Origin of the sequence: Flavobacterium psychrotolerans, assembly GCF_003097635.1 — a bacterium.
Taxonomy (GTDB): domain Bacteria; phylum Bacteroidota; class Bacteroidia; order Flavobacteriales; family Flavobacteriaceae; genus Flavobacterium; species Flavobacterium psychrotolerans.
This window is the reverse complement of the sequence record NZ_QCZI01000001.1, coordinates 163,466-190,135: the sequence shown is the minus strand read 5'-3', so window position 1 is coordinate 190,135 and position 26,670 is coordinate 163,466. Positions and strand designations below refer to the sequence as shown.

The following is a 26,670-nucleotide window of genomic DNA, read 5'->3' as shown; positions in this document are numbered from 1 at the left end:
ACACAAGAAAAACAAGTAAGATTTATAATTTTTCAATAAATGGAAAGGAAAGATTTTTTTAAAACTATGGCGCTATTACCCTTTGGACTAGCAATGAAACTCAATGCGCTTCATACCGTATCGCAGCATTTAAAAGCAACAGAGCGAATGCCTGTTCTTTTTTTGGGACACGGCAATCCAATGAATGCAATTGCTAATAATATTTTTACGCAGGGATTTGAATCAATTGCTAAGACGCTGCCGAAGCCCAGGGCTATTCTTTGTATTTCTGCACATTGGGAAACAAAAGGGACTCATGTTACAGCTATGGAGCAACCTAAAACAATTCATGATTTTGGAGGATTTCCTAAAGCCTTGTTTGATGTGCAATATCCGGCACCGGGTAGTCCTACTTTGGCCAATGAAATAAAAGGGAGCATTAGCTCGGTTAATGTAGGGTTAGATCATGATTGGGGTCTAGATCACGGGTGTTGGACTGTGGTAAAATTTCTTTACCCTAATGCAGATATACCGGTAGTGCAAATGAGTATCGATTATACACAGCCGGCATCCTATCACTATGCCCTGGCGAAAGAGATTGCTTCTTTGCGCAGAAAAGGCGTGTTGATTATAGGTAGTGGTAATTCGGTCCATAATTTAGGCACGGCCGCATGGGACAAAATGATGACTCCTGGTTACGCTTATGAATGGGCGACTATAGCCAATGAAAAAATAAAAGAATTTATTCTTGAACGTGACCATAATTCCTTAATCAATTTTGATAAACAAGGAAAAGAATTTCAATTGGCGGTTCCCACTCCGGAGCATTACTTGCCCATGTTGTATGTTTTAGCTTTGCAAGAAAAAGACGAAAGCCCTATTTTTTATAATGATACTATTGTAGCAGGTTCTCTTAACATGCTATCCATTAAAATAGATAAAAGCAGATGAAAAGAAAAAAAAGGTATATAGTATTGTTTATACCGCTAACCCTATTAATAACTAGTTTTATGATTACATCTCAAGAGGCAAAGCCCACACTATTTTATTTAGTTCGCCCTCCTAAAATACAAACTGGAAAACCGCCATTACTAATATTGCTACACGGTGTTGGAGGCAATGAACAGGATATGTTTTCACTTGCCAATTCATTGCCAGAGAAATTTCTTGTGGTATCGGTTAGAGGACCTCTAACACTTGGCCCAGATAGTTACGCCTATTTCCGTGTTGATTTTTCTACCGGACGCCCCATTATTAATGAGAAAGAGGCGGAATCGGCAAGAGTTTCGATACTTCGGTTTCTCGAGGACTTAAAACAAAAAGAAACCTTTGATGAGAAAAAAGTCTACCTGATGGGGTTTAGTCAAGGCGGAATTATGAGTTACAGCGTTGCACTAACTGAGCCTGAAAAAATTAAAGGGATTGTTGTCATGAGCGGCAGGTTATTACCTGAGATAAAACCATTAGTTGCTATAAACGAAAGGCTATCCAAATTAAAAGTTTATATTTCACATGGCAGTCAGGATAATGTTTTGCAAGTGCAATATGCCTATGATGCAGTGAACTATTTAAAAGCTAAAGGGATTAGTCCTTTGTTTCATGAATATTTGGAGAGTCATACAATTAGTGAAGCAATGCTTAAAGATGTGACTATTTGGTTAGATCAAATTGTCAATAGTCAACAGTAATAATATTGCGAATGGTTTTACCCGCCAATATATAATAAAAAGTTATTTAAAGATTGCGGCAAGTATGTTTTGGGATTGACCGTAAGCATTCATTAATTTAGGATTAATTCTAAATTTCATAAAAAAAGCCGAACATTTCTGTTCAGCTTTTCGTCGGGGTGGCAGGATTCGAACCTGCGGCCTCCTGCTCCCAAAGCAGGCGCGATAACCGAGCTACGCTACACCCCGAATTTAAAAGAAACCAATATCTTCAAGATATCTTTTAGCTCCTCTTTTTTTAATTTTTTGTTCTAAAATCATAGCTTCAGAACGTGATAAAAATTGAATTTGATAAATCAATTCCCAAGGTTTTCCTGATTTAGTTGACAAACTCAATCCTGAATTATGCCTTTGCAATCTGTTTTCAAGACTATCAGTTTGACCAGTATAATATTTTAAAGAACTTTTACTAAACAAAATATATACAATGTACATATTTAATATTTTTAAGGTTTTTATCAGCGGTCTTCACGCACTGCGTGACGCGATAACCGAGCTACGCTACACCCCGAAAGCGAGTGCAAATATAATCTTTAATTTTTCTTTACAAAAGATTTGTCTAAAATAAAATAAATTTATTTTGAGATAGTTATTTAGGATTTAATAGAGCATGAATTTTTTATAATATAGTTTACATTTGCAGTCTCAAAATTGATTTAAAATTATATTTATGTCTGATACAATCGAAAAAATTAAATGCTTAATTATAGGTTCTGGTCCCGCAGGTTATACGGCAGCTATTTATGCTGCCAGAGCGAACATGAATCCCGTTTTGTACCAAGGAACCCAACCAGGTGGACAATTAACAACAACCAATGAAGTGGAAAATTTTCCCGGTTATGTTGATGGGGTAACAGGTCCTGAAATGATGGTTCAATTACAAAGTCAAGCACAACGTTTTGGAACGGATGTTCGTGACGGTTGGGCTACAAAAGTTGATTTCTCTGGGAGCATCCATAAAGTATGGATCAATGAAACCAAAGAATTGCACTGTGAAACCGTGATCATTTCTACTGGAGCATCTGCGAAGTATTTAGGCATTCCTTCCGAACAACACTATTTAAAAATGGGTGGTGGCGTTTCTGCATGTGCTGTCTGCGACGGGTTTTTCTACAGAAACCAGGAAGTGGTAATTGTGGGAGCGGGGGATTCCGCTTGTGAAGAGGCGCATTATTTATCCAAATTGTGTAAAAAAGTGACCATGTTGGTGCGAAGCGAAAAATTTAGGGCTTCCAAAATCATGGAAGAGCGCGTTCGCAAAACCGAAAACATTACTATTTTAATGAACCATGATACAGTTGAGGTTTTGGGAGATGACCAAGTGGTAACTTCCGTGAAGGCTTTGAATAAATCAACTAAAGAAGTTTTTGATATTCCGGCAACGGGCTTCTTTGTAGCCATTGGGCACAAACCCAATACGGATATTTTTGCAGATTACCTCACTCTTGACGAAACGGGTTATATCGTGAATACTCCAGGAACTTCTAAAACGAATGTAGCTGGTGTTTTTGTTGGAGGAGACGCCGCTGACCATGTCTATCGTCAAGCAGTTACTGCTGCAGGAACGGGCTGTATGGCCGCTTTAGACGCAGAACGGTACTTAGCGACATTGGAGTAATATTCAAGATTAGTTTTATATTTCAAACAAAGAGTCCCAATTTTTTAATTGGGACTCTTTGTTTGTAGGAATTTATTGTTCCATTTTTATGGACACTAAAATAAAAATGCTACAAACTCTTTATTTTAAAGGTTTTTTATACAAAATAGCACTATCTGTAAAATTTGTCAACTCAATTTTTGGTGTTCCAAACAATTGTATTTCCGATTTTCCGGAAGCGTTAATACTAGCTTTAGTATCTACAACAATACTGCAATTTGCATTTTCTTCGGTTGTAATTTCGGCATTTTTAGAAGTCAGTTTCCGGCCTGTAAATTCGGCGTTATTGTCTAATCTTAATTTTAAATTAACGGCATCTCCTTCTACAGTCGCAGTAGTTTTTTGATACATGTCAATGGTTAATTTTTCAGATGAAATTAAGGCTTTCATTTGGGCATTTTGGCTTAGTTCTATAGTGGTTTCAGCGGATTTTGAATTGAGTTCAATTTTTGATTTGTCATTGGCAAACAAAGTAAATTTTTTGGTTTTTACGTTGGCGAATATTTTAGCATCATTGAAACTTTTAAAAGTGAAATCATTCAGAACCATTTCTTCTAAAGCGGTTATCGTTGTTTTGTTTTTTACAACTGCCATTTTAAAATCATCGGTATAGGTAATCCGAACACTAAATTTTTTTGCTTTTTTTACTTCTTTAGTACTTGACAGTTGCAACGTACTTCCGTTTTGGTTTATTTCAATAATATCATGAAGATTGTCATCGGCTTCTATTTCAATTCCGCACTTATCGCCTTTTATTAAAAAAAGTTCCAGGTTCCCATCTGCTTCAAGATTGTCAAACTCTTTGGTTTCTTTCTTTTCAACGGTTACAATTTTTGATCCTTTTATTTTTTCTTGACTAAAGACGGAATAACCAAATAATAGTAAAGTGAAGAGCAGTATTGTATTTTTCATGTTTGTATATTTTGTTCAAATATAAATAAAACATCCCGAAAGTACAGGAAGTTTCCAATTGCGACTGTCATTAATTTTGAATGAAGGATAAAAAGGGATGTTTAGATGCAATCGTTCAATAACAAGTGCTAAAAGTTTACATCCGATTTGTTGTGAAATTTATCCTTTTAGTTTTTTGAAGTTCCCATAAATAGGTTTCCTACTTAAATTGTAAGAATTGCAGCCAAATCACTCCGAATTATGTACTTTTGCATAAATTTAAATTAAGCATGAGCAATATACTTGAAGTAAAAAATGTCCTCAAGCAATACGGCGATTTTGTCGCTCTTAACGAAGTTTCCCTCACCGTTCCTAAAGGAAGTATTTACGGGCTTCTAGGTCCAAATGGCGCAGGAAAAACATCCCTTATTAGAATTATCAATCAAATTACCCTTCCCGATGGTGGTGAAGTCATTTTTGATGGAGAAAAATTACAGCCCAAGCATGTTCAATATATAGGGTATTTGCCTGAAGAAAGAGGTTTGTATAAATCCATGAAAGTAGGCGAACAATGCCTGTATTTGGTACAAATGAAAGGACTTTCTAAAGCCGAAGCCAAAAAACAACTTAATTATTGGTTTGACCGATTTGAAATTCAGGGATGGTGGGACAAGAAAATCGAAGAGTTGTCAAAGGGAATGGCGCAGAAAATCCAGTTTGTGGTTTGCGTTTTGCACAAGCCAAAATTGCTGATTTTTGACGAACCGTTCTCAGGTTTCGATCCCGTAAATGCGAGTTTAATCAAAGACGAAATTTTAGAATTGCGAAAACAGGGTTCCACCATAATTTTCTCTACGCATCGAATGGAAAGTGTCGAAGAATTGTGTGACGATATTGCTTTGATTCACAAATCGAACAAACTCATTGAAGGAAAACTCGACGATGTAAAGCGTCAATACCGAACCAACAGTTTTGAAGTGGGCATCATATCCGATAATGTGGAAGGTTTGATGTTTGATATTACTCAAAAATATACCGTGGCACAAACCAATTTCAAATCGCTCAATGACGAAATAAAACTCGAAATCCAACTCGGGAATGCAACGCCAAATGAACTCTTGCATTTGCTGACCCAACGAGGACAAGTTACCCATTTTCTGGAAAAAATCCCAAGTGTCAATGATATTTTTATTAAAACGGTAACTCAATAGACTACTGGAATCTAAGAAGTCTAAAAATCTAATTGTCCAACAATCTAAAAAGAAAATGAGCATTTTAACCCTAATCATAAAAAGAGAATTTATTGCCAAAGTCCGCAACAAATCCTTCATTGTCATGACTTTTTTGAGTCCATTGCTTTTCGTGGGAATAGCAGCATTTGTAGGTTATCTAACCACCATGAAAGCCGAAGTTAAAAATATTGCTATTCATGATGAAACCGGATTATTTGTCAAAGAATTTAAAAACACGGAAGAATATAAATATCTCGATTTATCCTTGATTGATGTGAAAATTCTGAAGGATAGCATAGTGAATGAAAGTTACGAAGGATTGCTTTATATACCAAAAGTGGCTGACACCAAAATATTGGAAAGTAAAATTCAGTACGTTTCAAACGACAGTCCAAGTCTTACTTTTCTAGATCAAACGGAAGATGTTATTGCTAAAAAAATCACCAAAATCAACTTTGAAAATGCGAAACTTGACACTTTGGCCATACAAAATGCCGAGGCAAAGGTCAGCATCAGTTTAACAAAATCATCGGGAGAAGAAGGGGTCAAAGGACTCAATGAAATCAAAATTGCCATTGGGGGCGCATTCGGCTATCTCATCATGATGTTCATCATCATTTACGGCAATATGGTCATGCGCAGCGTCATCGAAGAGAAAACCAACCGCATTGTCGAAATCATCATTTCCTCGGTAAAACCCTTCCAATTGATGATGGGAAAAATCATTGGAACCTCATTGGCTGGAATACTGCAATTCTTTATTTGGGCAATCATTGGGTTGTCATTAATGTTTGCGGCCTCCGTGTTCTTTGGTGTTAATGTGGGGCCAACAGCTAAAATTCCGCCCGAAATGCTGCACTCGGCGCAACAGGAATTAGCCGGAACCGCCCAAATGTATATCAAGGAATTATGGGATTTGCCCATAGCCACTTTGATCCTAAGCTTCATCGTTTATTTCATTGGAGGTTATTTTCTGTACAGCTCTTTTTATGCCGCCATTGGTGCCGCTGTCGATAACGAAACCGACTCCCAGCAATTCCTGTTGCCTATCATCATGCCTTTAATTCTGGGCGTTTACATCGGTTTTTTTACCGTGATGAATAATCCGCACGGTACAATTGCCACCGTTTTTTCCATGATTCCGCTTACGTCTCCCATTGTTATGCTCATGCGCATTCCATTTGGCGTGCCGTGGTGGCAAATCCTAATTTCAATAGCCATTCTTTTCGGAACTTTCTTTTTCGTAGTTTGGTTTGCCTCAAAAATATACAGGGTCGGAATATTGATGTATGGCAAAAAACCGACCTGGAAAGAATTGTACCGATGGTTAAAATATTAATGGAAGCGAATGGCTTGGTCTTGATCAATAAATCATTTTCCTGCTGTACGTTACAATCTGTCATTGCGAGCTTGCGAGGCAATCTCACAACAACAGGATTTCCACTTCCATCAGGGCTAAAGGACTAATCATGTCATCTCGAGCGAAGTGGCGAATTTTTGTTAACTTTGAAAACTTAATGGGTACAATAAAAAACTTGGTGCCTTTGTGCCTTCGTGGCAAAAATATAACTTACAAATGAGCAGAATACTTATCATAGAAGACGAAGCGGCCATCCGAAGAGTGCTTACAAAAATACTTTCTGAAGAAAGCGATACCTATAGTGTTGAAGATGCCGAAGACGGAATTCAAGGGCTGGAGAAAATCAAAAATAACGATTACGACCTCGTTTTGTGCGACATCAAAATGCCCAAAATGGACGGAGTCGAATTGCTGGAAGCGGTAAAGAAAATTAAACCTGAAATTCCGATGGTGATGATTTCCGGGCATGGGGATATGGAAACGGCCATTCAAACCATGCGATTGGGCGCCTTCGATTATATTTCGAAACCGCCCGATTTGAACCGATTGTTAAATACCGTCCGCAACGCTTTAGACAAAAAACAATTGGTGGTCGAGAACAAAATTCTGAAGAAAAAAGTCAGTAAAAATTACGAAATGATTGGCGAAAGCCAAGCCATCAATCACATCAAATTGATGGTTGACAAGGTTGCCAAAACCGAAGCCCGGGTTTTAATCACCGGGCCAAACGGAACGGGAAAAGAATTGGTAGCCCATCAACTGCATGAAAAAAGCGAAAGGGCCAATTTTCCGTTAATTGAAGTCAATTGTGCCGCCATTCCAAGCGAGTTGATAGAAAGCGAATTGTTTGGTCACGTGAAAGGAGCCTTTACATCGGCAGTTCGCGACCGTGCCGGGAAATTTGAAGCGGCAGATAAGGGAACTATTTTCCTAGATGAAATTGGGGACATGAGTCTTTCGGCGCAAGCCAAAGTGTTGCGTGCCCTGCAAGAAAGCATGATTACTCGGGTAGGGGCCGACAAAGATATTAAGGTAGATGTTCGGGTTGTGGCCGCCACCAATAAAGATTTAAAAACCGAAATTGCCGAGGGGCGTTTTCGGGAAGATTTGTACCATCGTTTGGCGGTAATTTTAATCAAGGTTCCGGCATTGAATGACAGACGGGACGATATTCCATTACTGATTGACTATTTCACTGAAAAAATAGCGACGGAGCAAGGGATTGTGCCCAAATCCTTTTCCAATCAAGCCGTCAAATTGTTGCAGGAATACGATTGGACGGGAAACATACGCGAACTGCGAAATGTGGTGGAACGACTCATCATTCTTGGAGGAAATGAAATTTCAGAAACAGATGTGCAATTGTTCGCCAGTAAATAATAATTAGCTTTAGGCAATAGGCTTAGGCAATAAGCAGTTTGAATTGCTTTATTTAGCCTACAACCCACAGCTTATAGCTTACAGCTATAAAAAATGAAACTAAAAAAAATAAACGAAAAGTTACAACAAGCACTCATTGAAAACGGTTTAAAGGAAGCCAATGATTTGCAACAGGAAACTTTTTCCACCCTAAAAAGCGGAGCCGATTGTATTATTATCTCCCCAAAAGGTAGCGGAAAATCAACCACTATTGTAATCAATGTGATTCAACAATTGGTTGCCGAAGGCGAAGAATCACCTCGTGCCCTGATCATTGTGGAAGACAAAACCAAAGTGTTGGAAATGGAAACGCTGTTCGAAAATTTGGGTAGTGAAACCAACTTGAGAGTCTATGGCGTTCATGATAAAGGCGACATGGAATACGATAAAAACTATATTTCTACGGGGATTGATGTTCTAATTGGGACTCCCAATAAATTGAGCGAAATGTTCACCACGGCCGGTTACAATGTAAACCGACTAAAAATGTTTATCCTAGATGATGCAGATCCTATTTTGAAACTGCGTCACGAAACTAAAATCATGCGCATTTCCAATAGCATCACCAAGACGCAACGCATTATTTTTTCGGAACAACTCACGGAACGCATAGAACTTTTGGCCGAAAAAATGATGCTGGAACCCTACTTGTTCGAGATTGGAGCAGAAGTCGAAGAGGATGAAGACGAAGAAAGCGAAGAAGAAACGGAAGATTAATTTATAAAAATAGAACCCATGGGATTGATGAAAGTATTTTCGGGAAGTGAAATTTTGGCCTTAGCCTTACAACAAAAAATAGAAGAAGTTGGTGTAGCCACAGTAGTAAAAAACAACATACAATCTGCCACTTTAGCCGGTTTTGGCACTTCGGGACAGGCAGTGGAGTTATTTATCCAGGAAACTGATTTTGCCAAGGCGAATCCAGTTATCGAGGAATTTAGGATGAGTATTTAAACTCAAATTACCCTTACATGAAATATAAAATGCTGGTTTTGGACATGGATGACACGCTGTTAACCGATGACCATAAAATCTCAAAAGAGAATAAGGAAATGCTTTTAAAAGCACAGGAATTGGGCGTATATGTGGTCTTGGCTTCCGGCCGCCCCACACTAGCCATGACCGACTTTGCCAAAGAATTGCATTTGGATGTCAATAATTCGTACATGCTTTCTTTTAACGGTGCCGTGATTACGGACTTAAAAGAAGACCAAGTGATTTTTGAACAATCGTTGACCCAGCAACAAATTCATGAATTGTACGATTACAGTTTGAAAAGCAAAACGCATATCATCACCTATATCGACGGGAATATTGTGAGCGAAACCGATTCAGAATACATTGAGGTCGAAAAAACGATTACGGGTTTGAAACACAACAAAGTGACCAATTTTAAAGAAGCCGTCAATTCGTCTGCCATTAAATGTATTTTATTAGAAGAGCCCAGTTACCTTTTGCAAGTAGAAAAAGAACTGAAATTGGCCATGCCCCATTTGAGTATTTCCATGTCCAAACCTTTCTTTCTGGAAGTGGCTCAAAATGGCATTGATAAAGCGGCAAGCATTAAATTTTTGGCCAAAAAATTAAATATTCTGCAAAGCGAAATCATTGCCGTTGGTAATGCGGGGAACGATTTAACCATGATAGAATATGCCGGATTAGGCGTTTGGGTAGACAATGTGAATCCGGAGTTAAGGGATAGAGGCGATGTCATTGTGGCGTCCAACAACAATCATGGCGTGGCTGAGGTGGTTCGTAGGTTTATCTTAAATTAAAAATTTTCTCTACGTCTTACAGAAGATTATTTTTTAAAAAATCCAGTAGTCCTAAAATCAAACAATCACCTATCTTTGCGCCTTTCAAAAATCTGATAATCTCAATTATCTAAAAATCTAACCATCCAGATGATCACAGTCAACGATATCTCCGTTCAATTTGGCGGAACCACTTTATTTAGCGATGTTTCTTTTGCCATCAATGAAAACGACAAAATAGCCTTGATGGGCAAAAACGGAGCGGGAAAATCCACCTTATTAAAAATTATTGCGGGACAAAGCAAACCTTCCACAGGGAATATTTCGGCGCCAAAAGAAGCGGTTATTGCCTATTTGCCGCAGCATTTATTAACCACTGACGGTGCCACGGTAATGGAAGAAACGTCTAAAGCTTTTGGCGAAATCTTCAAAATGAAAGATGAGATTGACCAAATTAATGAGCAATTAACCATTCGTACCGATTATGAAAGTGATGCGTACATGAAATTGATTGAACGCGTTTCAGACCTGAGCGAGAAATTCTATGCCATAGAAGAGGTGAATTATGAAGCCGAAATCGAGAAAATCCTGATTGGTTTGGGATTTGTTCGGGAGGATTTTACGCGTCAAACTTCCGAGTTTTCGGGCGGTTGGAGAATGCGAATTGAACTCGCCAAAATCCTGTTGCAAAAACCCGATCTGATTCTGCTGGATGAGCCTACCAATCACATGGATATTGAAAGCATCCAATGGCTGGAAGAGTTCCTGATGAATTCAGCCAAAGCGGTAGTGGTGATTTCTCACGATAGAGCCTTTGTCGATAATATTACCAACCGAACCATTGAAGTGACCATGGGAAGAATCTACGATTACAAAGCCAAATATTCCCATTATCTGGAACTTAGAAAAGACAGAAGAGTGCACCAGCAAAAAGCCTATGACGAGCAACAACGCATGATTGCTGATAACCGAACTTTTATTGATCGTTTTAAAGGCACGTTTTCTAAAACCGATGCTGTTCAGTCCCGTGTAAAGATGTTAGAGAAACTGGTTATTGTTCAGGTGGATGAGGTGGATACTTCGGCTTTGAAACTTAAATTTCCACCAGCAGTTCGTTCCGGTCAATATCCTGTAGTGGTGAAGGACTTAACCAAATCCTATGGGGAGCATCTTATTTTTAAAGATGCCAATATTGTTATAGAACGGGGCGATAAAGTGGCCTTTGTGGGCAAAAATGGCGAAGGAAAATCGACCATGATTAAAGCCATTATGAAAGAAATCGAGATCAATAGCGGCAGTGTTGAAATTGGTCACAACTCCCAAATTGGTTATTTTGCCCAAAATCAAGCGGCATTATTAGATGAAAACGGCACCATTTTTTCGACCATAGATGATATTGCTGTGGGCGATGTGCGTACCAAAATCAAGGATATACTGGGTGCGTTTATGTTTCATGGGGATGACGTGACCAAGAAAGTGAAAGTGCTTTCGGGTGGGGAGAAAACCCGTCTGGCCATGATTAAATTGTTATTGGAACCTGTGAACTTGTTGATTCTCGATGAGCCTTCCAACCATTTGGACATGAAAACCAAAGACATTATCAAAGATGCCCTGCGCGATTTTGATGGGACGTTAATTCTTGTTTCTCACGACCGTGATTTCCTGGATGGATTGGCCACCAAAGTTTTCGAATTTGGAAACAAAAGGGTAAAAGAACATTTTGAAGATATTGCTGGTTTCTTGGCCCATAAAAAGATGGAAAATTTGCGAGAAATCGAGAAGTAATTAAAAAAGTGGTGTTTGTGTTTTGATTTTTTTTGTAACTTTAATAGTGATTGGAGTTATTAAATTTAAAATCAGAATCATGAAAAAAGCGCTTTTGTTGCTGGTTATCGGTCTGTTGCGTTTAGCTGCGATTTCCCAGAATGTCAATGAACCTGAAGCGCTCGGTTTACCGGGTGACAATTTAAATCTGTATGCGGTATTGGATGTTTTTCAAAAATCGAGAACACTGGAAGATTTTGAAAAAGCAATTAACGACAAGAATCGCAAAATTAATAATCTGGATTTAAATGGCGACACCTACATCGATTATATAAAAGTGGTAAGCGAGAAAGATGTCAATTCGCACGCAATCATTCTGCAAGTGCCCATTAACGCTAAAGAAAATCAAGATGTCGCGGTAATTAATGTCTCTAAAGATTCCTCCGGTAAAATTTCGGTTCAAATTATTGGAGACGCCGATTTGTATGGCCAATATTACGTTGTCGAATCCTCATCGGTAAGAACTTCAGTAACGCCAAACCCCGGATATGCAGGAGAGGCAAAGGCAATCATTCCAGAAACCGCCTACACGTCGGTAGATGGCTGGCCCATAGTATTGTATCTCTTTTCTCCGGTATATGTAGTGTATCGTTCTCCATGGTATTGGGGGTATTATCCCAACTTTTGGCATCCTTGGTATCCTGTGTTTTACCATGATTATTGGGGCTATCACTATCATTATTTCAGAAACAATCAGTATCACCGAACCCTTGTGGTATTGAATCCCGTATATTACAACCACTATTATCCTAGAAGGTCAACCTCGACGATGGTGATGACAAACAAGAGAAACGGCAGTTATAATGCAACCTATAACGGCAGAAATTATAGAAAACCCACATTTCCCTCCCGAAACGGAAACACAGCGCCATCAATGGGGCAATCCTTAAATAAACCGAGAGTAGCTTCGCCCAATCGGCAACCGGTTCCAATACGACCAACCGCTCCCACTATAAATAGGAGGATGCCCAACAGGGAAATGCAACGACCCAGTGCGCGTCCCGTTTTACCTACTTCCAAACAAAATCCCGCCAGACCGACTTCGCCATCCGGTAGAAGGAATTAATAGAAAGGGTTGTAAAAATAACTTTTTAATGATTGATCCATTCCATAATCCCTTTCAGGAGTTCCATGCTGAAAGGGATTTTGGTTTGCATGGTGTTTGCCTCCTCTCATGGTTTTTCCCTATTGGCGGTTTTTTGCGTTTACACAATTTAATGTCAATTCCCATAATTAGGAGTACCTATCAAAATCATAGGAGCACCTATTAAAACCATAGGAGCACCTATCAAAATTATAGGAGCTCCTACTAAAATCATAGGATCTCCTATCAAAACCATAGGATCTCCTTTTAAAAGTATAGGAGCACCTATCAAAATTATAGGAGTACCTATCAAAACCATAGGAGTTGACCCCTCCTAAAATTACTTGACACATTTTGTTATTAATTCTTTTTCTAGTTTTCTAGAACTTCGGATTCCGTTGAGATAGCCGTATAAATAGATTTTTAAAAATACTTGGGGGTTGTAACTCGGACGCCCTTCTTTCTTGAGGGGCTGTATGGTAAATCCAAGCTTGCAAAGATCTATAAACACTACAAAAGCATCTATAAAACGGACTTGATTATCGGGTGAGATAGCGTCTTCCAAAGAAGAAATACGCATTTGATGGCGGGAGGTTCCTGTGATGTGTTGCATCCCTAAAAATACGAAAAATCCTGTTTTTATTAAAGGTTTTTGTTATATTTGTTGGGATACAAACGGAGGTTTTTTCACAGACTGACGTTATAGGCAACCTTTGAAAAACAGTATGGGAAAAACAAAATTCAAAATATTAGCAACTGACGGTACATGGACAAAAGAGTTCATGTATTTTTTACAAGTTCCCAAAGGTGATATTTATTACGGAGAAATTAATCTTGCAGAACCAGACAAAACCTCAAGACATTTAAGCGGAATTTCACATCATAAAAGAGGTGAAAGAATGATAAAATTAGGTAAAGGACTAAAACTAACGGAATACGTAGGTCTCCATCAATTATTTGTAATTAGCATCGGAAAATTGGTGTTTGAAAACCAAAACTTTGGAAGTGTTAGTACTAAATCAAATAAAAATGATATTATCATTGATATTCGAAATTTTGGCTTGCGTGTCGGAATAATGGCTTTTTTATTAGAACCTAATAAACTCGAAACACTTAATCATTTAAAAGAAAAATTAAAAGACATAGAACTGAAAGTCTATATGAATACTAATCCTTGGCTTGTTATTGCAATATTTGAAAATGGCAACGAAATTCATAAAGATGCAGTTACTCAAATTGAGTGGAATAAAGCATTTGTGAAAATGGAAATTCCTTCGTCTGAAAAAGGTGGGAATTTAGTAATGATTGATGTTCCTGCAAAAAAGTAAGGCAGCCTATAACAGCCGTTTAGTCTTAATACGCTTGTGAAGTATATATTTTATTGACATTCACAAAAATTAAAATCCCTGTAGTACAACATAAGTACAACAAATCAAAAACTTTTTACAAAGCTATAAATACCAGTACTGTTAAGCTGCGCTTGGCGGTTCATTGCTTGGTATTCCGCTAATCGGCCACAATAATAATTTTGGGTTGCTTTTGCATACCCATTGATCAAAAGCAAATCATTCAAACATTCTCCTCCTGGCAATATTACATATCCTAATTGCCTGTTCCAGTAGTCATAATAATTCTCCTGTTCCGTAACGATAGTTACAACCGTTTTAGGTGGTGCAACCGACAAAACGAAGTGCAAGGATTGCAAACCAAATTGGAGCAATAATTGGGCAGGTAAACTGCTTTTCTCCTCGTCTTCTTTCATCTTCCTATTTAGTTTTACTTCTGGTGCATCTAAACCATAAAGACGGATTTCTTTTTTCATTCCAGTGAAACGATTGCAAATGATTATGCTATCACCATCTAGGACTTCTTCAATTTGCCAATGGGCTTCCACTATGTACGGTGCTTTTGCGTTGTATTGCATTGATTTACAGTGTTTTAAGTTATTGATAATCAAAGATAATCATTGAAATTTGTCTTATGAATTTAATCTAATTATTAACTTTTTAAATCTTAAAAAAATGGCAAGACAAAAAGGTGTTATTAAGTATGTTGGAACTCTTGGAGATATCCGACACTTCAAAATCAAAGGACAGGAAGGCTACTTCGCTGGAATGGTTGGCGGACCAACTGGTGACCAAGTGTTAACTGCTCCTGAATTTGAGAGAACTCGTGAGAATATGAACGAATTTGGTGCTTGTGCCAAGGCTGGAAAATCTGTTCGAACTGGTTTATCTCAAGTAATGAAACAAATGGCGGACAGCCAAGTAACTGGAAGATTAACTTCAATTATGAAGAAAATCAACTTGGAAGACCAAACCGAAGCGAGAGGTTACAGAAAAATTGAAATCACAACACAAAGAAATTACTTAAAAGGTTTTGAGTTTGACAAAAACTCTTCTTTCAATGGAATTTTCAACGCTCCGTTTTCATTAACTCACGGAGTTGATAGAGAAACTGGCGAATTTGTAGTTGATGCTTTTAACCCAGCGAATTTGGTTAATGCTCCATCTGGAGCAACTCATTTCCGTTTGATTACTTCACTTTCAGTAGTAAGTGATTTTGAATACAACGCTACCACAAACAGCTATGATCCAATGGATGCAGCTTTGAATGAAGTAAACGACATTCAATACAGTCCTTTCTTGGATTTGTACGCTCCAGTTCCTGCTACTACAATTGTTGCAACTTTACCTAACGGAGCAATTCCAACGGTAAACACAACTGTTTTACAGTGCATCGGAATTGAGTTCTACCAACAAGTGGGACCAAATTACTACTTGTTTTCCAGTGGTAACTGCTTGAAAGTTGAGGATGCTTTTTAGAAAAACCTTCCGAAAATCCCTCGCCAAAAGTGAGGGATTTTTTGTTTAATCTCAAATCTATCAGAACTATGGAAAGCAAAATAATAAGAGTAGCGCAAGGAAAGGAAAGCACATTAAGCCAGTTGTACATTAATGGCATCTTTCAATGTTACTTGTTGGAGGACAAAATTAGAGAAGTGAAAATCCCTTCTCAAACTGCCATTCCAAAAGGAGTATTTAGTTTAAAGTTGAACACTCACGGAGCTAAAAATGTGGATTACAAAAAAGCATTTGGAAAGTTTCACGAAGGAATGATTGAAATTACTGGTTTGCCTAATTTCAGTTTTGTGTATATCCATACCGGAAATACTATTAAAGAAACTGCCGGCTGTCCGCTTTGTGGTTTTGGTTTTCAATTTGTTGATGGCAATTTTCAAGTTACTCAAAGTGTTGCAGCTTACAAAATGATTTATCCAAAATTAGTAGCATTGGCGAAAGTTGAAAACAATACAATGATCATTGAAAATAATTTTCAATTCTAAAAAGTCCAAAAAATGGAAAACATCAACATCATCGCTACACTTTTTGGAACACTTATCACTTTGTTACTCTCGATTGTGGCTTATTTTATCAAGCAATTACACACCGATTTTAAGAGTATGGAAAAAGATTTGGTTGAAGTTAAAACGATGGCTTTAATCATCAAAACCGAGTTTAAAAGTGGTAATGACTTACTGAACCAAAAAGTAGAATACATCGAAAAAAGAGTACACAATTTAGAACTATCAATTTATAAAAATCAAGATTATGAAAAATAACAAAATGAATTTAGTAGAAAGAACCTTGGCACCAACTCCAAAATGGTTTAAAATTTTGAGAACTGTTGGGATTGCTTTGGCTTCTGTAGGTGGAATTATCATCGCTTCGCCTATTGCCTTACCTGTTGGACTGGTTTCGGCTGCTGGTTACTTGGTTCTTGGAGGTAGTATTATTTCAGTAGTTTCTCAAACTGCTGTAAAATCGGAAGAAGAACCGAAAACTAACCCTTAAATTTGGTTAATAACCAACTTTAAAGCCCAGTAATTCTGGGCTTTTTTTGTTTATAGTAGTCAATAAAAGTAGATTGCTTTGCTTTACTTCGATTTATTTAAGTGGTGCAATCATATTGCTTTTATGCTTCGGTTTGCTTGGGAATAAGGCGCAATCAATCCTAGTCCAATAGGACCAGGATTGATTTATTTTCTGCAATAGCGGTATAAAATGGCTCTGCGGATGTCACTGATAAGATGCAAATTTTCGTGAAATTGCTTTTCTTTTTTCTCCAGAAGTTTGAGAGCTGCAACATTTTTTTGGTGCTGCTCGTGTTCCACCATCATTAAACTGGCTTTTGGGCTAAATTCTTTTTTGAAATCGGGTAAGCGTAAAAATGAAATAACCGAACCCACTAAATGCTGATGCCAAAACTTTGTTTTCCATAAACTAAAAGCAATAAAATAAAGACTTTCGCAATCTTCTTTGTTTTGAAAAATGACTACAAAACTGTTAGTAAATGGCTCTTTTTGGGGCTTACCGCTGTTCATCCCTTTGTTAAGTACAAATAAATGGGGTTTTGTGTAAATTGTTCCCACTTTGTGGGTTTTGATTATAAAATTCATCATACGTTCCGTTTTAAGATGATGTGCCTTGCATTACTCAATAGTTCAGTTTGTTTTTTTGGTTTTCGTGAATTCCACTTCGTTCCATTTCACAAGCCATACATAAAATTTTTAAAAGAAAAAAAGAAAAAAAAGAAAGTCGTACTTCAAGTGGAGGTTTCAAGAAAAACAAGTTTTTTTAGAAAAAATACTACCCGATACATCATCGGAAATGTGGGCGTGAAATCGGAATGAAATGTTGTTGCGAAACGGTATGGGTGGAGATTTTTTCTAAAACCCGAAGGGCTTGAACTTTTTTTTCTTGAAACCGGAACTTACCTTTACTTTCTTTTATTTATTTTTTTATTTTCCTTTTGAACGAGATGTTCTTAATGAAAACGGAACCAAAAAAGGTTGATTTGATAGCTGATGTTCTTCGGAAAGGGTATTGAATTTTAAAGTAGGAAAAAGAAATATAAAATCTATTCCAATCATTTTTCTGCTTTAAAATTCAATACTCTTTCTTACGGTTTGATTTTGTGGGTGTAATAAATTGCTTTATTGAAATTGTGAAGTTTAGAAATGAAGTTGTAAAGCAATTTATTACACTTACAAAAACAATGAAAACACTTTTTCCTAGTGCGATGAGGCAGTAGCGCAGGTAAGTGTGTCTTTTTTTATTTGCTTACTGAGAAGTTTCTGATTGATTTTACTATCGGCTTGATGCCAACACTTCTTAAAAAGTTAGATTTGAATTTTTAAGAAAATAATTTACTTAAAACGCTAGTTATCAAGGCGATGGAAAATCAATTTATTTTGTGTTTCTGGCAAATAAAAAAAGATACTCTTACTGGCTCTTTTTTGGTTTTGTGGGTGTTGTAAATTGCTTAATCCGAAATTGTGAATGTTAGAAATAGAGTTGATAAGCGATTTACAACACTTACAAAAGCAATGCAAACACTACCGATTTAGGTGTAAAGTTGCTAAAAACAGTTACCTAAAACGTTCTTAAAAGTAAGTATAACCGTAAAGTTTCTGATGAAATGGTGAACGTTGTTGAAGACAGTGGCGAAGGACGGTGTTTTTTGTAGCTGGGTGATGCGATGGGAGCTGCAAAAAATGTTGTCCTGGAGCCACTGGCAAGCGCGTTGGCAGGAGCGGCTGTTTTACATAAATGATATTATAGCTTCATTGCAAAAACCAAAAAAACAATATAAACGCTTTGTGATGAACTATAATACTCAATTATGTAACACAGCTTGGGGAAAAAAATTACTGGCGCAAGTTGCGAAGCGTACGTGTTTTTTCTAAAAACTGTGCCAGTAATTTTTTTTGGAGCGTTGGCAAAGGAGTGGCAACTGAAATGTAAAACGTCCTTTTTAGCACTAATCCTTTTTTTAAAGATTATGAGTTGATTAAACTATTGTTTTAAATTAAAACATAATTTTGTTTTATATTAAAACATTTTATATATTTGTACCCACTAACTAATATCTCAAAATTATGATTTTTCAAATATCACAAGTTCAAATTGGACAGCGGATTGTTGAGTTAAGAAAGAAAAAACAACTTTCACAAGAAGACTTGGCAAAAATTGTTGGAATATCTAGACCTTCTATAACTCAAATTGAGTTGGGTAAAAGAAGTTTAAATATTATGGAACTGCAAAAGTTTGCTCAAGTTCTTGGTTTTTCGCTTGACGACTTTATGTCAGAGGACTTTACATCAGAAGGTTTGCTTATTTCAGAAGAAACTGAAAAGCCAAAAACTGTAAATGAGAGAATATCAGTACCAACTTTACAAATAGGTAAGTTTAAAAATGTGCTATTGTATATTTTGGAAAAGTGTGCCGGAAAACCAAATGTAGGAGAAACTGTTTTATACAAGCTTTTGTATTTTTCTGATTTTAATTATTATGAATTATACGAAGAACATCTTACTGGAGCTAATTACAGAAAACTACCTTTTGGACCAGTGCCTCAAAACCTAGATACTATTATTTCTCAAATGATTGATTTTAATCAAATACAACGTGTAAAAACAGAATATCACGGTTATCCTCAAACTCGTTATTTACCATTAGAAAAAGCTGATTTAACAGAATTAAAAGCTAGTGAAAAAGAGATAATTGATAGAGTAATTGAACAAATGAGTGATTGGTCGGCTTCTGCGGTTAGTAATTATTCGCATAAAGATATTCCTTGGATGGCTTCAAAAGATGGAGAAGAAATTAATTACGAATTGGCTTTTTATAGAGAACCTCCTTTTTCTGTAAGAAATTATGAAGAGGAAGTTGAATTATGATAGTATTTGAAGAAATAGATCCGTTTAAGAAAGACTTTAAAGGTCTTTTGAAAAAGTATAAGACTTTAAAGGACGACATAGAAGTAGTAAAGAAAGTTTTGGAAATTTTACCTGATGCAAGACCTCCTTTTAGTTTTAGAATTGACAACCTAGGAATTGAAAGCTGTGTTATTAAAGTAAAAAAAATAGCTTGTAAATCGTTAAAAGGAAATGGAGTTAATTCGGGATTGCGTTTAGTTTATGCTTATTTCAAGGATGATAATAAAATTGTTTTTATTGAGATATACCATAAAAATGATAAGGATAATGAGGACAGAGACCGAATAATGAATTATTTTGAATAGTAAAAAAAAATAACCGAAGCAAAAAGGAATAGCGCTTCGGTCGGATGAAATAAAAGTTTGACGGCTCTATATTTCTTCTGCAAAAGTAATAGAATTCTATTTATTACCTAATTATTCCTTGGGTTTTTGACCAAACGCCTTAATATTAAATAGTTTGGTTAGACAAAATCATTAACAGCTATGGCTAAAAATGGTAAAGTTGGAGACGGACATCGTAATGGTGCTGTAAAAGACCGTAGTCAAACTTATAATCCAAAAACGGAGCAGTGGGTAAAGCGTGATGCTGATACTGGTCGTTTTATGGATGTTAAGCAAGATGGTACTCCATTCAAAGGTGTTACTAAAGAGAAGTAACATTAGGTAGCTGATAGAACACGGCTTGGTGTTGTTCGGAATTCTATTAACCAAAAAATTAATTAGATGTACACATTTAATAAAATTAAAACCAGTGAGCAAGCGTCACTATGCCATAACAGTAATTGTGTTACTGTTTATGGTGAAACTGCTAAATTTGTCAATAGTGTTGTTGCAGTTGCAACTGTTTCAATTGCTTTGATTTTGATCATAAGGGCATTAAAATAATGTTCTTTAAAAACCAGTTTTGCCTATGGTAAAACTGGTTTTTTAAATTATACTCAAATATGTTGTCTTTAATTGGATTGGAAATTAGCGAAATGAAGCAAACAAAGAATTGATGCTAGGAATACTTGGACTAGGAGCGATTTTTGTGCAGATGAAAGAGATAATGTGATTTAAATTTCTTTATTAATTTAATAAGTCCACCTAATAGTTTATTAACCCTATATCTGTTAATGAGTTAATAAAAATTTGGTTTATGAAATTTTATATCATTTCTATATAATTATGATTCATATTTATAAAACTATTAATGGAATTATTCAAAGCATTGTCAGAGGGTAAAAGCTCAATATAACAAGTGTCAATTGCTCTAGTTAAAGCCATTAGAACCCAAGTTGCTGCATATTTGTTTTTTCTTTCTTCTGGTTCCATAATTTCTGAAAGCAAAAAATTATCTGCATCATCTTCATTTCGTTTGGAATCAAAAAAACCATTAATATCAAAACACATTGTTGACCAAGCCTCTAAACCTCGACTAGATTCGTAATAAATCGCTCTAATACTTAATGAACCTGGTACACTTTGTTTTCTTTTATCAATATTTCCTGTAGAATTCCAAAATCTAGCTTCATTTATTACATTGTCAGCAATTGATAATAATTCCCATTCTGTTTTTTTATTGTCACTATCGATTTTTACAACATCATATTCATTAATATTAATACTTTTTTGATCTGATAATATAATATTTGCATTTTGATTCTTTTCTTTAGCATTTTTTAGTAATAATAATGAATCATAAGAGCTACATCCTTGCCTAGTACCCGCTATTAAAAGTTCATTAATTATTTTTGCTTTTCTAAATAAATCAGGATTGTAATTTCTCTCAATCAATATTCTACCGTGATCTTCTGTATCTAATGGTTCTATTCCTAAATCTATATTAAAAGATGCAGCAATATGATTTACCAAGGATGCGATTGCAGGTTTCATTCTGTAAGATTTTCTTCTTTTTAGGTATTGATAACTATCAATTTTATATCCTTTTGAAATATTCCAGTTGCATACTTCTGAATATCTTATAAGTTGTTCTTTCCCACCGCTAGCAATTATTATATTTTTTACACCAAATAATGAAAAAAAAATATCTCTTTCGTAAGAATGACAATCTTGAGCCTCATCAATATACAAACTTCTTCCTGCTCTAAAACCATTTATACTTTTTCCATATCGCTTTTTTAATTCCTCTAAATTTATATTCTTACTTCCATCATTAACAAGAATTGATGAATTCAAATTCATTGTGTTCTCAAGTAATTCAAACTTATTTTCAATTTGAAATTCTTTAAAGAACAAATCCAAGTTATCTATAGCCAACAGAATTTTTTTTAATACTTCGTGATAATCAGACAAAAACATACTGGAATTAATATGCTCTTCTAATTTTATCTTTTTAAATATTTTAAATTGATTTATATGCTTCTTTGTTTCTAGTACATTTTTAAAATCTTTATACATATCAGAATGATTTATAAAATCAATTGCCTCTCTTTTAGTCCCTTCATCAAAAGAGTTTTCATTTTGTATAATTTTTTTTAAATCATTCTTATTGATTGTAATATTTTGATTTCTAATACCATTAAACAATAACTCAATTCTTTCAAGTCTGTCATTCATTACATTTGTTAAATAACTAATTCTACTTTCAGACATTAGTAAAACCACTCCTAATTTTTTAGCAATATTGAACATAAAAGAATGAATCGTGTTTGTCGTAGTTGATTCTTTCTGAATAATTTCATTTTCGGTTAATACATTCTCAAATCCTTTTATTTGTCTTGAAATCTCATAAACTAATAGATGATTGTAAGTTAAAAATGTAGCTCTTTTGCCTATCAAACTTTTTTGCAGCATCCATTTTAGTAAATCTGATGACTTACCTGAACCAGCTCTCCCTTTTACTTCAACAAGTGTATTTCCTATTGAATCAAATGCTTTTTGTGATGCTGACTCAAATCTATTTTGAAATCGTTCAATTTTTTGTTTTGTTAGATAACCTAATTCTGAATCTTTTGATGCTCGTTCTAAAATTTGTTTAATCGATGTTTCATACGAGGGCTCATAATTCCAATCTAAATATCCTGGATATCTTAAGTAATCATTTAAAGCAATACATTCCTTTATTAAATTAAATTTTAAACTTTTAGCTACAATTATATTATTGGAAACTAACTCATCGTTATCATTTAAAACCCAAAAAACAGGATGAACAGTTATTTTTTCTCTAATTAGATTACAAGCATCGTGAAAATAATTTGTTAAACCCCATTTGAGTTTTGAGGCATTATCTTTTAAATCAATAAATGAATCATTAATTTCTAATTCGCTATTTTCAACTGTGATATTTTGGTTCTTATATTCTTTAATAATTGAAACCGCAATAATTAAATTTGATATATAAACAAAATTATCTTTAGTTTCAATTTTTGGTCTGACTGAAAGATTCTCAGGGACTTTTATAAAAATAACAAAATCTAATGTCGATTGATTTAATACTGAAACTGGAAATTTATTTAAAATTATAACTTCAGCTTTTCCATAATAAGAAATTAACTCATTTATAAACGAATCTTTTAATTCATCGTAATTTAAGAAAGGATTGGTGCCGTTTATTTTAGTTAAAGTTAATTCCATATCTGATAGATTTTAGAATGAATTAATAAAAATTATAAATTAATACCTCATTTAAAAAATAAGGATTTTACAATACAAATTAAGCAGCAAAACCTCTTCCCATTTGTGCTAACTCATAAAAATGCTGAAATGCTACATCTACTTTTTGAGAAAAAACTAATCGGTCATAACTGGTTTCTGGTAGCAAGCTTCCAAGTACCAATTGGATTTCTCTTTTTACTTTTTCCTGTGTTGCCTTTTCTTTATGCCATTCTTGGATTAGGATTTTATTTTTAGCGTCGTATAATTTCTCTAGTAAAGACTTTGCAGCCAATCGAACTGATTTTTCTTCCTCTTTGGTTAATTTGTCTTTTTTTAATAAGTCGAAAAGTTCTTGCTCTTCTTCATTCATTTCATTTTTAGCAGCTCGATGTTGCTCTTCATTCATTGCTTCGGCTTGTTTCACTAATTCTTCATAAGCTTCTTCAATAGAAATACTACCAGAGTTATAATCATCAATTATCTTTTGAAAGTTTTCTAAAAATGAACCTCTCGTTTTATTTTGAGCCATCATTTGCTTTAACTTCACTTCGAGCAATTCTCTTAAATCTGCAAACTGAATATTCTTATGCTTTTTTTCTGGAAACTCGCTTCTCAATAATTCGAAATTTAATTTACTTAAATCGATTTGCTTTGATGAATCCATCTTGTATTCCAAATTAATTGGTTCTTGCAAATCTCCTTTTCCAACGATACTACTGTCTAGTAATTCTTCAATCTTTTTCTTGGCTCTTTCTACTGCTTCGTCCTGATCTACATTTCTGTCGACAACATCTCTTAAATATTGTAAAACATCCCTATTCTTTTTTACGATTGGAAATTCATACACTTCGGGTTTTGCTGAATCATATAACGAAACAATGGTATTTACGAATAATCCTAATTGTTTTCTATGCTCATCTTTAGCCAAAATAATATTGGCGTATTCTTGAAACAATTCTATTTCTTTGAATCCTCTTTCTCCCATTGATAGAATTTTATCTACATCAGCTCCCAATTCGTTACAAAATAGCTTTGCTTCAATTATTGCTTGGTCTAATAATGATAATAATTCTTCAAACTCTTTTGCTGGATATTCGTCTTCATCGTCTTCATTTTTTCTGCCTCTAGTTCCTTCTGCATATGCAGCTAAAGCTATTTTAAGATTTCTAAAAACTCCAAAATAATCTATTACTAAACCATTCTTCTTTCCTTCAATAACCCGATTTGTTCTTGCAATAGTTTGCATTAACGTGTGATTTTGCAATGGTTTATCTAAATAAAGCGTTGAAACCGATGGTGCATCAAAACCAGTCATCCACATTGCGGTAACAAAAACAATGCGATATGTATTGTTTGGGTCTTTGAAATAATCTTCAATATTGCGACCGTCTTCATCTGGATGGTCTAATAATTGTCTGTGTGGTCTAATATTTAAACCTGCTTCACTAAATGTTTTTTCCTCTTCTTTATCACTTCCTTCTTGACTAATTACCACTGCCATTTTGGTTTCGGTCATAAAAGAAATTGCCTTTTCATATCTTGTTTTTAGTTCGGGATTGGTTTCGCTAGCTATTTTCTTTCTTAACTCTTTGATTTCTTCTTTTAGATGGTATTGTACTTTTTCATACATTTTGACAGCTGTGAATTTATCAATGCTTATTACCATTGCTTTCATTGGTCTTCTTCTGTCCTCTTCATCTACGACATCTAAACGATACGGAAAATGTTTCACTATATGCTTTGCAATTTCTTCTAATCTATCGTCTCTTCTGACTACATTCAATAAGGTAGAAAACTCTTTATCTAATTTGCTTTTTTGCTCTTCTGTAAGGTTTTCGTCTTCCAAAATAGCAGCTGCTTCTCCAACCAAATCAGGATTTACTTGTTCTACTCTTGGTACACTCTTTTTATAGAAAATAGGCACTGTTGCACCATCTTCAATACTTTGCGCAAAATTGTATTCCGAAATATAAGAACCGAACCAATCCTTTGTTAATTCGCTTTTTAATAATGGTGTGCCTGTAAAAGCTATGTATTGGGCGTTTGGTAATGCAATACGCATATTCTCTGCCAAACTCTTATATTGTGTTCTGTGGGCTTCATCTACAATAACAATCCAATCTTTTCTGTCGGTTAGTTGTGGATATGTTTTGCCGCTTTCTATCCCGAATTTGAAAATCAATGTAAAAACATACGCTCTATTGGATTGCAAGTATTCTCGAAGATTTACTTTGTCTTTTGGTCTGAAATAATTTTCTTTTTGGTCTTTGGTTTCAACAATGGCTTCTGTTTCTAGAAAGTTTCTGTAAATCTGACCATCCAAATCTTTACGGTCTGTAATGACTAAAAAGGACCAATTTCCTGTAACTTTACGATGGATTTTTTTAGAAAAGAAAATCATTGAATACGATTTCCCTGAACCTTGTGTGTGCCAAAATATACCTAACTTCCCTTTGTTGGTATCTTTATTCTGTAAAGCCAGTATCGCATTGTTTACTCCTAAATACTGATGGTTTTTAGCAATAATTTTAACCTTGTTTTTATGGTACAACACAAAGTTTTCAAAATAATCTAGTATGTTTTCTTTGCAACAAAGACCTTCGCCAAAGATTTTCAAACTTAAATGTTCTCCGGTTCTTTGGCTTTCAATCTCGATTTCGTCTTTTGTGGGCTGGTCGTGAGTAATGGCGGTGTCGGTTAATTTTAACCAAGAAAAGAAATGATCCCAAGGTGCATTGAAACTACCCACTCTGGTTTGAATTCCGTTTGACACACACACAAATAAATTGTACCAAAACAATTGTGGAATATCTCGTTTGTAATCCTTTAAGTTTTTATCAAATCCTACTTTTACCTTTTCCGTAGCATTTTTTAATTCAATCATTACTAATGGTAAACCATTTATGTAGAGCAATAAATCGGGTCTTCGTGTGATGGTTTGTGTTTCCTGGTATTCGATACTTAATTGAGAAACCAATAAAAAATCATTGTTTGTCTTTTCGTTAAAATCAATTACTTTGACATAATCATTTTCTTCACGACCTAATTCGTTTTTATATTCAACTTGTACACCGTTTTTAATTAGTTCATATATTTCTTTGTTTGCTATGATTGGCGTAAGTGTAGCTCTGCTTTTTGTCAGTTCATAAATGGCGTGGTCAATACATTCTGACGGTAAATTTTTATTTAGGTTCTCTAAACTGCTTCGTAATCGGTCGAGTAACACTACATCTTTGAGTGTTTCTCTGCCCATTAGTTTTTTCTCCCAAGCATTGATGTGAGTGTAGCCCAATTTTTCGGTAAAGAAATTGATGTCGGCTACTTCAATATGTGATTCGTTTAGATATGCCATAGTTAAAATGT

At 35.3% G+C, this 26,670-nt stretch carries 26 protein-coding genes and 1 tRNA gene; 19 read left to right on the top strand and 8 right to left on the bottom strand.

The window, feature by feature from the left end; all coding sequences use genetic code 11:
• Positions 1–39: 39 nt before the first annotated feature.
• Together ygiD and DB895_RS00830 are read left to right on the top strand one after the other, a co-directional pair.
• Positions 40–930 (top strand): 4,5-DOPA-extradiol-dioxygenase, encoded by an 891-nt coding sequence (ygiD, locus tag DB895_RS00835; protein ID WP_208012109.1) that lies wholly within the window; start codon positions 40–42, stop codon positions 928–930.
• Between the two features lie 59 nt (positions 931–989).
• A complete protein-coding gene (locus tag DB895_RS00830) occupies positions 990–1,667 on the top strand; it encodes an alpha/beta hydrolase (RefSeq protein ID WP_116723445.1) in 678 nt (225 codons plus the stop codon).
• 153 nt (positions 1,668–1,820) lie between these two features.
• Here DB895_RS00830 and DB895_RS00825 read toward each other — a convergent pair.
• Both DB895_RS00825 and DB895_RS00820 read right to left on the bottom strand, forming a co-directional pair.
• A tRNA-Pro gene (locus tag DB895_RS00825) sits at positions 1,821–1,895 on the bottom strand.
• 3 nt (positions 1,896–1,898) lie between these two features.
• Positions 1,899–2,141: a GIY-YIG nuclease family protein gene (locus DB895_RS00820; protein ID WP_116723444.1), complete on the bottom strand. Its 243-nt coding sequence runs from the start codon at positions 2,139–2,141 to the stop codon at positions 1,899–1,901.
• Between the two features lie 235 nt (positions 2,142–2,376).
• Here DB895_RS00820 and trxB point away from each other — a divergent pair, with 235 nt between their 5' ends.
• On the top strand, positions 2,377–3,324 hold the full coding sequence (trxB, locus tag DB895_RS00815) for a thioredoxin-disulfide reductase (RefSeq protein ID WP_116723443.1): 948 nt from the start codon (positions 2,377–2,379) through the stop codon (positions 3,322–3,324).
• A gap of 120 nt (positions 3,325–3,444) precedes the next feature.
• Here trxB and DB895_RS00810 read toward each other — a convergent pair whose 3' ends face one another.
• The gene (locus tag DB895_RS00810) at positions 3,445–4,275 is read right to left on the bottom strand and encodes a GIN domain-containing protein (protein WP_116723442.1); all 831 of its coding nucleotides are present in this window, start codon (positions 4,273–4,275) and stop codon (positions 3,445–3,447) included.
• Positions 4,276–4,544: 269 nt separating this feature from the next.
• Here DB895_RS00810 and DB895_RS00805 point away from each other — a divergent pair, with 269 nt between their 5' ends.
• The 8 genes from DB895_RS00805 to DB895_RS00770 all read left to right on the top strand — a co-directional run bounded on the left by DB895_RS00805 (position 4,545) and on the right by DB895_RS00770 (position 12,909).
• On the top strand, positions 4,545–5,465 hold the full coding sequence (locus DB895_RS00805) for an ABC transporter ATP-binding protein (RefSeq protein WP_116723441.1): 921 nt from the start codon (positions 4,545–4,547) through the stop codon (positions 5,463–5,465).
• Between the two features lie 55 nt (positions 5,466–5,520).
• A complete protein-coding gene (locus tag DB895_RS00800; protein ID WP_116723440.1) occupies positions 5,521–6,825 on the top strand; it encodes an ABC transporter permease in 1,305 nt (434 codons plus the stop codon).
• A 237-nt stretch (positions 6,826–7,062) separates the two neighbouring features.
• Complete coding sequence (locus tag DB895_RS00795) at positions 7,063–8,226, top strand: sigma-54-dependent transcriptional regulator (RefSeq protein WP_116723439.1); 1,164 nt, start codon at positions 7,063–7,065, stop codon at positions 8,224–8,226.
• 93 nt (positions 8,227–8,319) lie between these two features.
• Entirely contained in the window at positions 8,320–8,982 is a 663-nt protein-coding gene (locus DB895_RS00790) for a DEAD/DEAH box helicase (RefSeq protein ID WP_116723438.1), read from the top strand.
• A gap of 18 nt (positions 8,983–9,000) precedes the next feature.
• The gene (locus tag DB895_RS00785; RefSeq protein ID WP_116723437.1) at positions 9,001–9,219 is read left to right on the top strand and encodes a putative signal transducing protein; all 219 of its coding nucleotides are present in this window, start codon (positions 9,001–9,003) and stop codon (positions 9,217–9,219) included.
• A gap of 17 nt (positions 9,220–9,236) precedes the next feature.
• Positions 9,237–10,040 carry a Cof-type HAD-IIB family hydrolase gene (locus DB895_RS00780; protein WP_116723436.1) on the top strand — a complete coding sequence of 268 codons (804 nt, stop codon included), beginning with the start codon at positions 9,237–9,239 and terminating at the stop codon, positions 10,038–10,040.
• A 129-nt stretch (positions 10,041–10,169) separates the two neighbouring features.
• Complete coding sequence (locus DB895_RS00775; RefSeq protein ID WP_116723435.1) at positions 10,170–11,804, top strand: ABC-F family ATP-binding cassette domain-containing protein; 1,635 nt, start codon at positions 10,170–10,172, stop codon at positions 11,802–11,804.
• A 79-nt stretch (positions 11,805–11,883) separates the two neighbouring features.
• Complete coding sequence (locus tag DB895_RS00770) at positions 11,884–12,909, top strand: hypothetical protein (RefSeq protein ID WP_133242629.1); 1,026 nt, start codon at positions 11,884–11,886, stop codon at positions 12,907–12,909.
• Between the two features lie 358 nt (positions 12,910–13,267).
• Here the strand turns inward: DB895_RS00770 and DB895_RS00760 are convergent, their stop codons facing one another.
• Positions 13,268–13,540: a transposase gene (locus tag DB895_RS00760; protein ID WP_243694606.1), complete on the bottom strand. Its 273-nt coding sequence runs from the start codon at positions 13,538–13,540 to the stop codon at positions 13,268–13,270.
• Positions 13,541–13,652: 112 nt separating this feature from the next.
• On the opposite strand from DB895_RS00760, the gene DB895_RS00755 reads away from it, so the two are divergent.
• On the top strand, positions 13,653–14,255 hold the full coding sequence (locus tag DB895_RS00755; protein WP_116723432.1) for a hypothetical protein: 603 nt from the start codon (positions 13,653–13,655) through the stop codon (positions 14,253–14,255).
• A 104-nt stretch (positions 14,256–14,359) separates the two neighbouring features.
• Here the strand turns inward: DB895_RS00755 and DB895_RS00750 are convergent, their stop codons facing one another.
• On the bottom strand, positions 14,360–14,851 hold the full coding sequence (locus DB895_RS00750; protein WP_116723431.1) for a thermonuclease family protein: 492 nt from the start codon (positions 14,849–14,851) through the stop codon (positions 14,360–14,362).
• Between the two features lie 97 nt (positions 14,852–14,948).
• Between DB895_RS00750 and DB895_RS00745 the strand changes: the two genes are divergently transcribed.
• The 4 genes from DB895_RS00745 (at position 14,949) to DB895_RS00730 (ending at position 16,781) form a co-directional block, all read left to right on the top strand.
• A complete protein-coding gene (locus tag DB895_RS00745; protein ID WP_116723430.1) occupies positions 14,949–15,752 on the top strand; it encodes a hypothetical protein in 804 nt (267 codons plus the stop codon).
• Between the two features lie 68 nt (positions 15,753–15,820).
• Positions 15,821–16,273 carry a DUF5675 family protein gene (locus tag DB895_RS00740; RefSeq protein WP_116723429.1) on the top strand — a complete coding sequence of 151 codons (453 nt, stop codon included), beginning with the start codon at positions 15,821–15,823 and terminating at the stop codon, positions 16,271–16,273.
• Positions 16,274–16,285: 12 nt separating this feature from the next.
• A complete protein-coding gene (locus tag DB895_RS00735; RefSeq protein WP_116723428.1) occupies positions 16,286–16,549 on the top strand; it encodes a hypothetical protein in 264 nt (87 codons plus the stop codon).
• The gene (locus tag DB895_RS00730) at positions 16,539–16,781 is read left to right on the top strand and encodes a hypothetical protein (RefSeq protein ID WP_235893295.1); all 243 of its coding nucleotides are present in this window, start codon (positions 16,539–16,541) and stop codon (positions 16,779–16,781) included. Before DB895_RS00735 ends, DB895_RS00730 begins: the two co-directional genes overlap by 11 nt.
• Positions 16,782–16,966: 185 nt before the next feature.
• Here the strand turns inward: DB895_RS00730 and DB895_RS00725 are convergent, their stop codons facing one another.
• Positions 16,967–17,389 (bottom strand): DUF6943 family protein, encoded by a 423-nt coding sequence (locus DB895_RS00725; protein WP_116723427.1) that lies wholly within the window; start codon positions 17,387–17,389, stop codon positions 16,967–16,969.
• Between the two features lie 1,479 nt (positions 17,390–18,868).
• On the opposite strand from DB895_RS00725, the gene DB895_RS00710 reads away from it, so the two are divergent.
• The 3 genes from DB895_RS00710 to DB895_RS14215 all read left to right on the top strand — a co-directional run bounded on the left by DB895_RS00710 (position 18,869) and on the right by DB895_RS14215 (position 20,367).
• The gene (locus DB895_RS00710; protein ID WP_116723424.1) at positions 18,869–19,669 is read left to right on the top strand and encodes a type II toxin-antitoxin system antitoxin SocA domain-containing protein; all 801 of its coding nucleotides are present in this window, start codon (positions 18,869–18,871) and stop codon (positions 19,667–19,669) included.
• Positions 19,666–20,013, top strand: a complete 348-nt coding sequence (locus DB895_RS00705; protein WP_116723423.1) for a hypothetical protein — start codon at positions 19,666–19,668, stop codon at positions 20,011–20,013. The genes DB895_RS00710 and DB895_RS00705 overlap by 4 nt, the downstream gene beginning before the upstream one ends.
• 180 nt (positions 20,014–20,193) lie before the next feature.
• Positions 20,194–20,367 (top strand): hypothetical protein, encoded by a 174-nt coding sequence (locus DB895_RS14215; protein WP_086440623.1) that lies wholly within the window; start codon positions 20,194–20,196, stop codon positions 20,365–20,367.
• Between the two features lie 489 nt (positions 20,368–20,856).
• On the opposite strand, the gene DB895_RS00700 is transcribed toward DB895_RS14215, so the two are convergent.
• Both DB895_RS00700 and DB895_RS00695 read right to left on the bottom strand, forming a co-directional pair.
• A complete protein-coding gene (locus DB895_RS00700; RefSeq protein WP_116723422.1) occupies positions 20,857–23,286 on the bottom strand; it encodes a hypothetical protein in 2,430 nt (809 codons plus the stop codon).
• Between the two features lie 79 nt (positions 23,287–23,365).
• Positions 23,366–26,659 (bottom strand): type I restriction endonuclease subunit R, encoded by a 3,294-nt coding sequence (locus DB895_RS00695; protein ID WP_116723421.1) that lies wholly within the window; start codon positions 26,657–26,659, stop codon positions 23,366–23,368.
• Between the last annotated feature and the right edge of the window lie 11 nt (positions 26,660–26,670).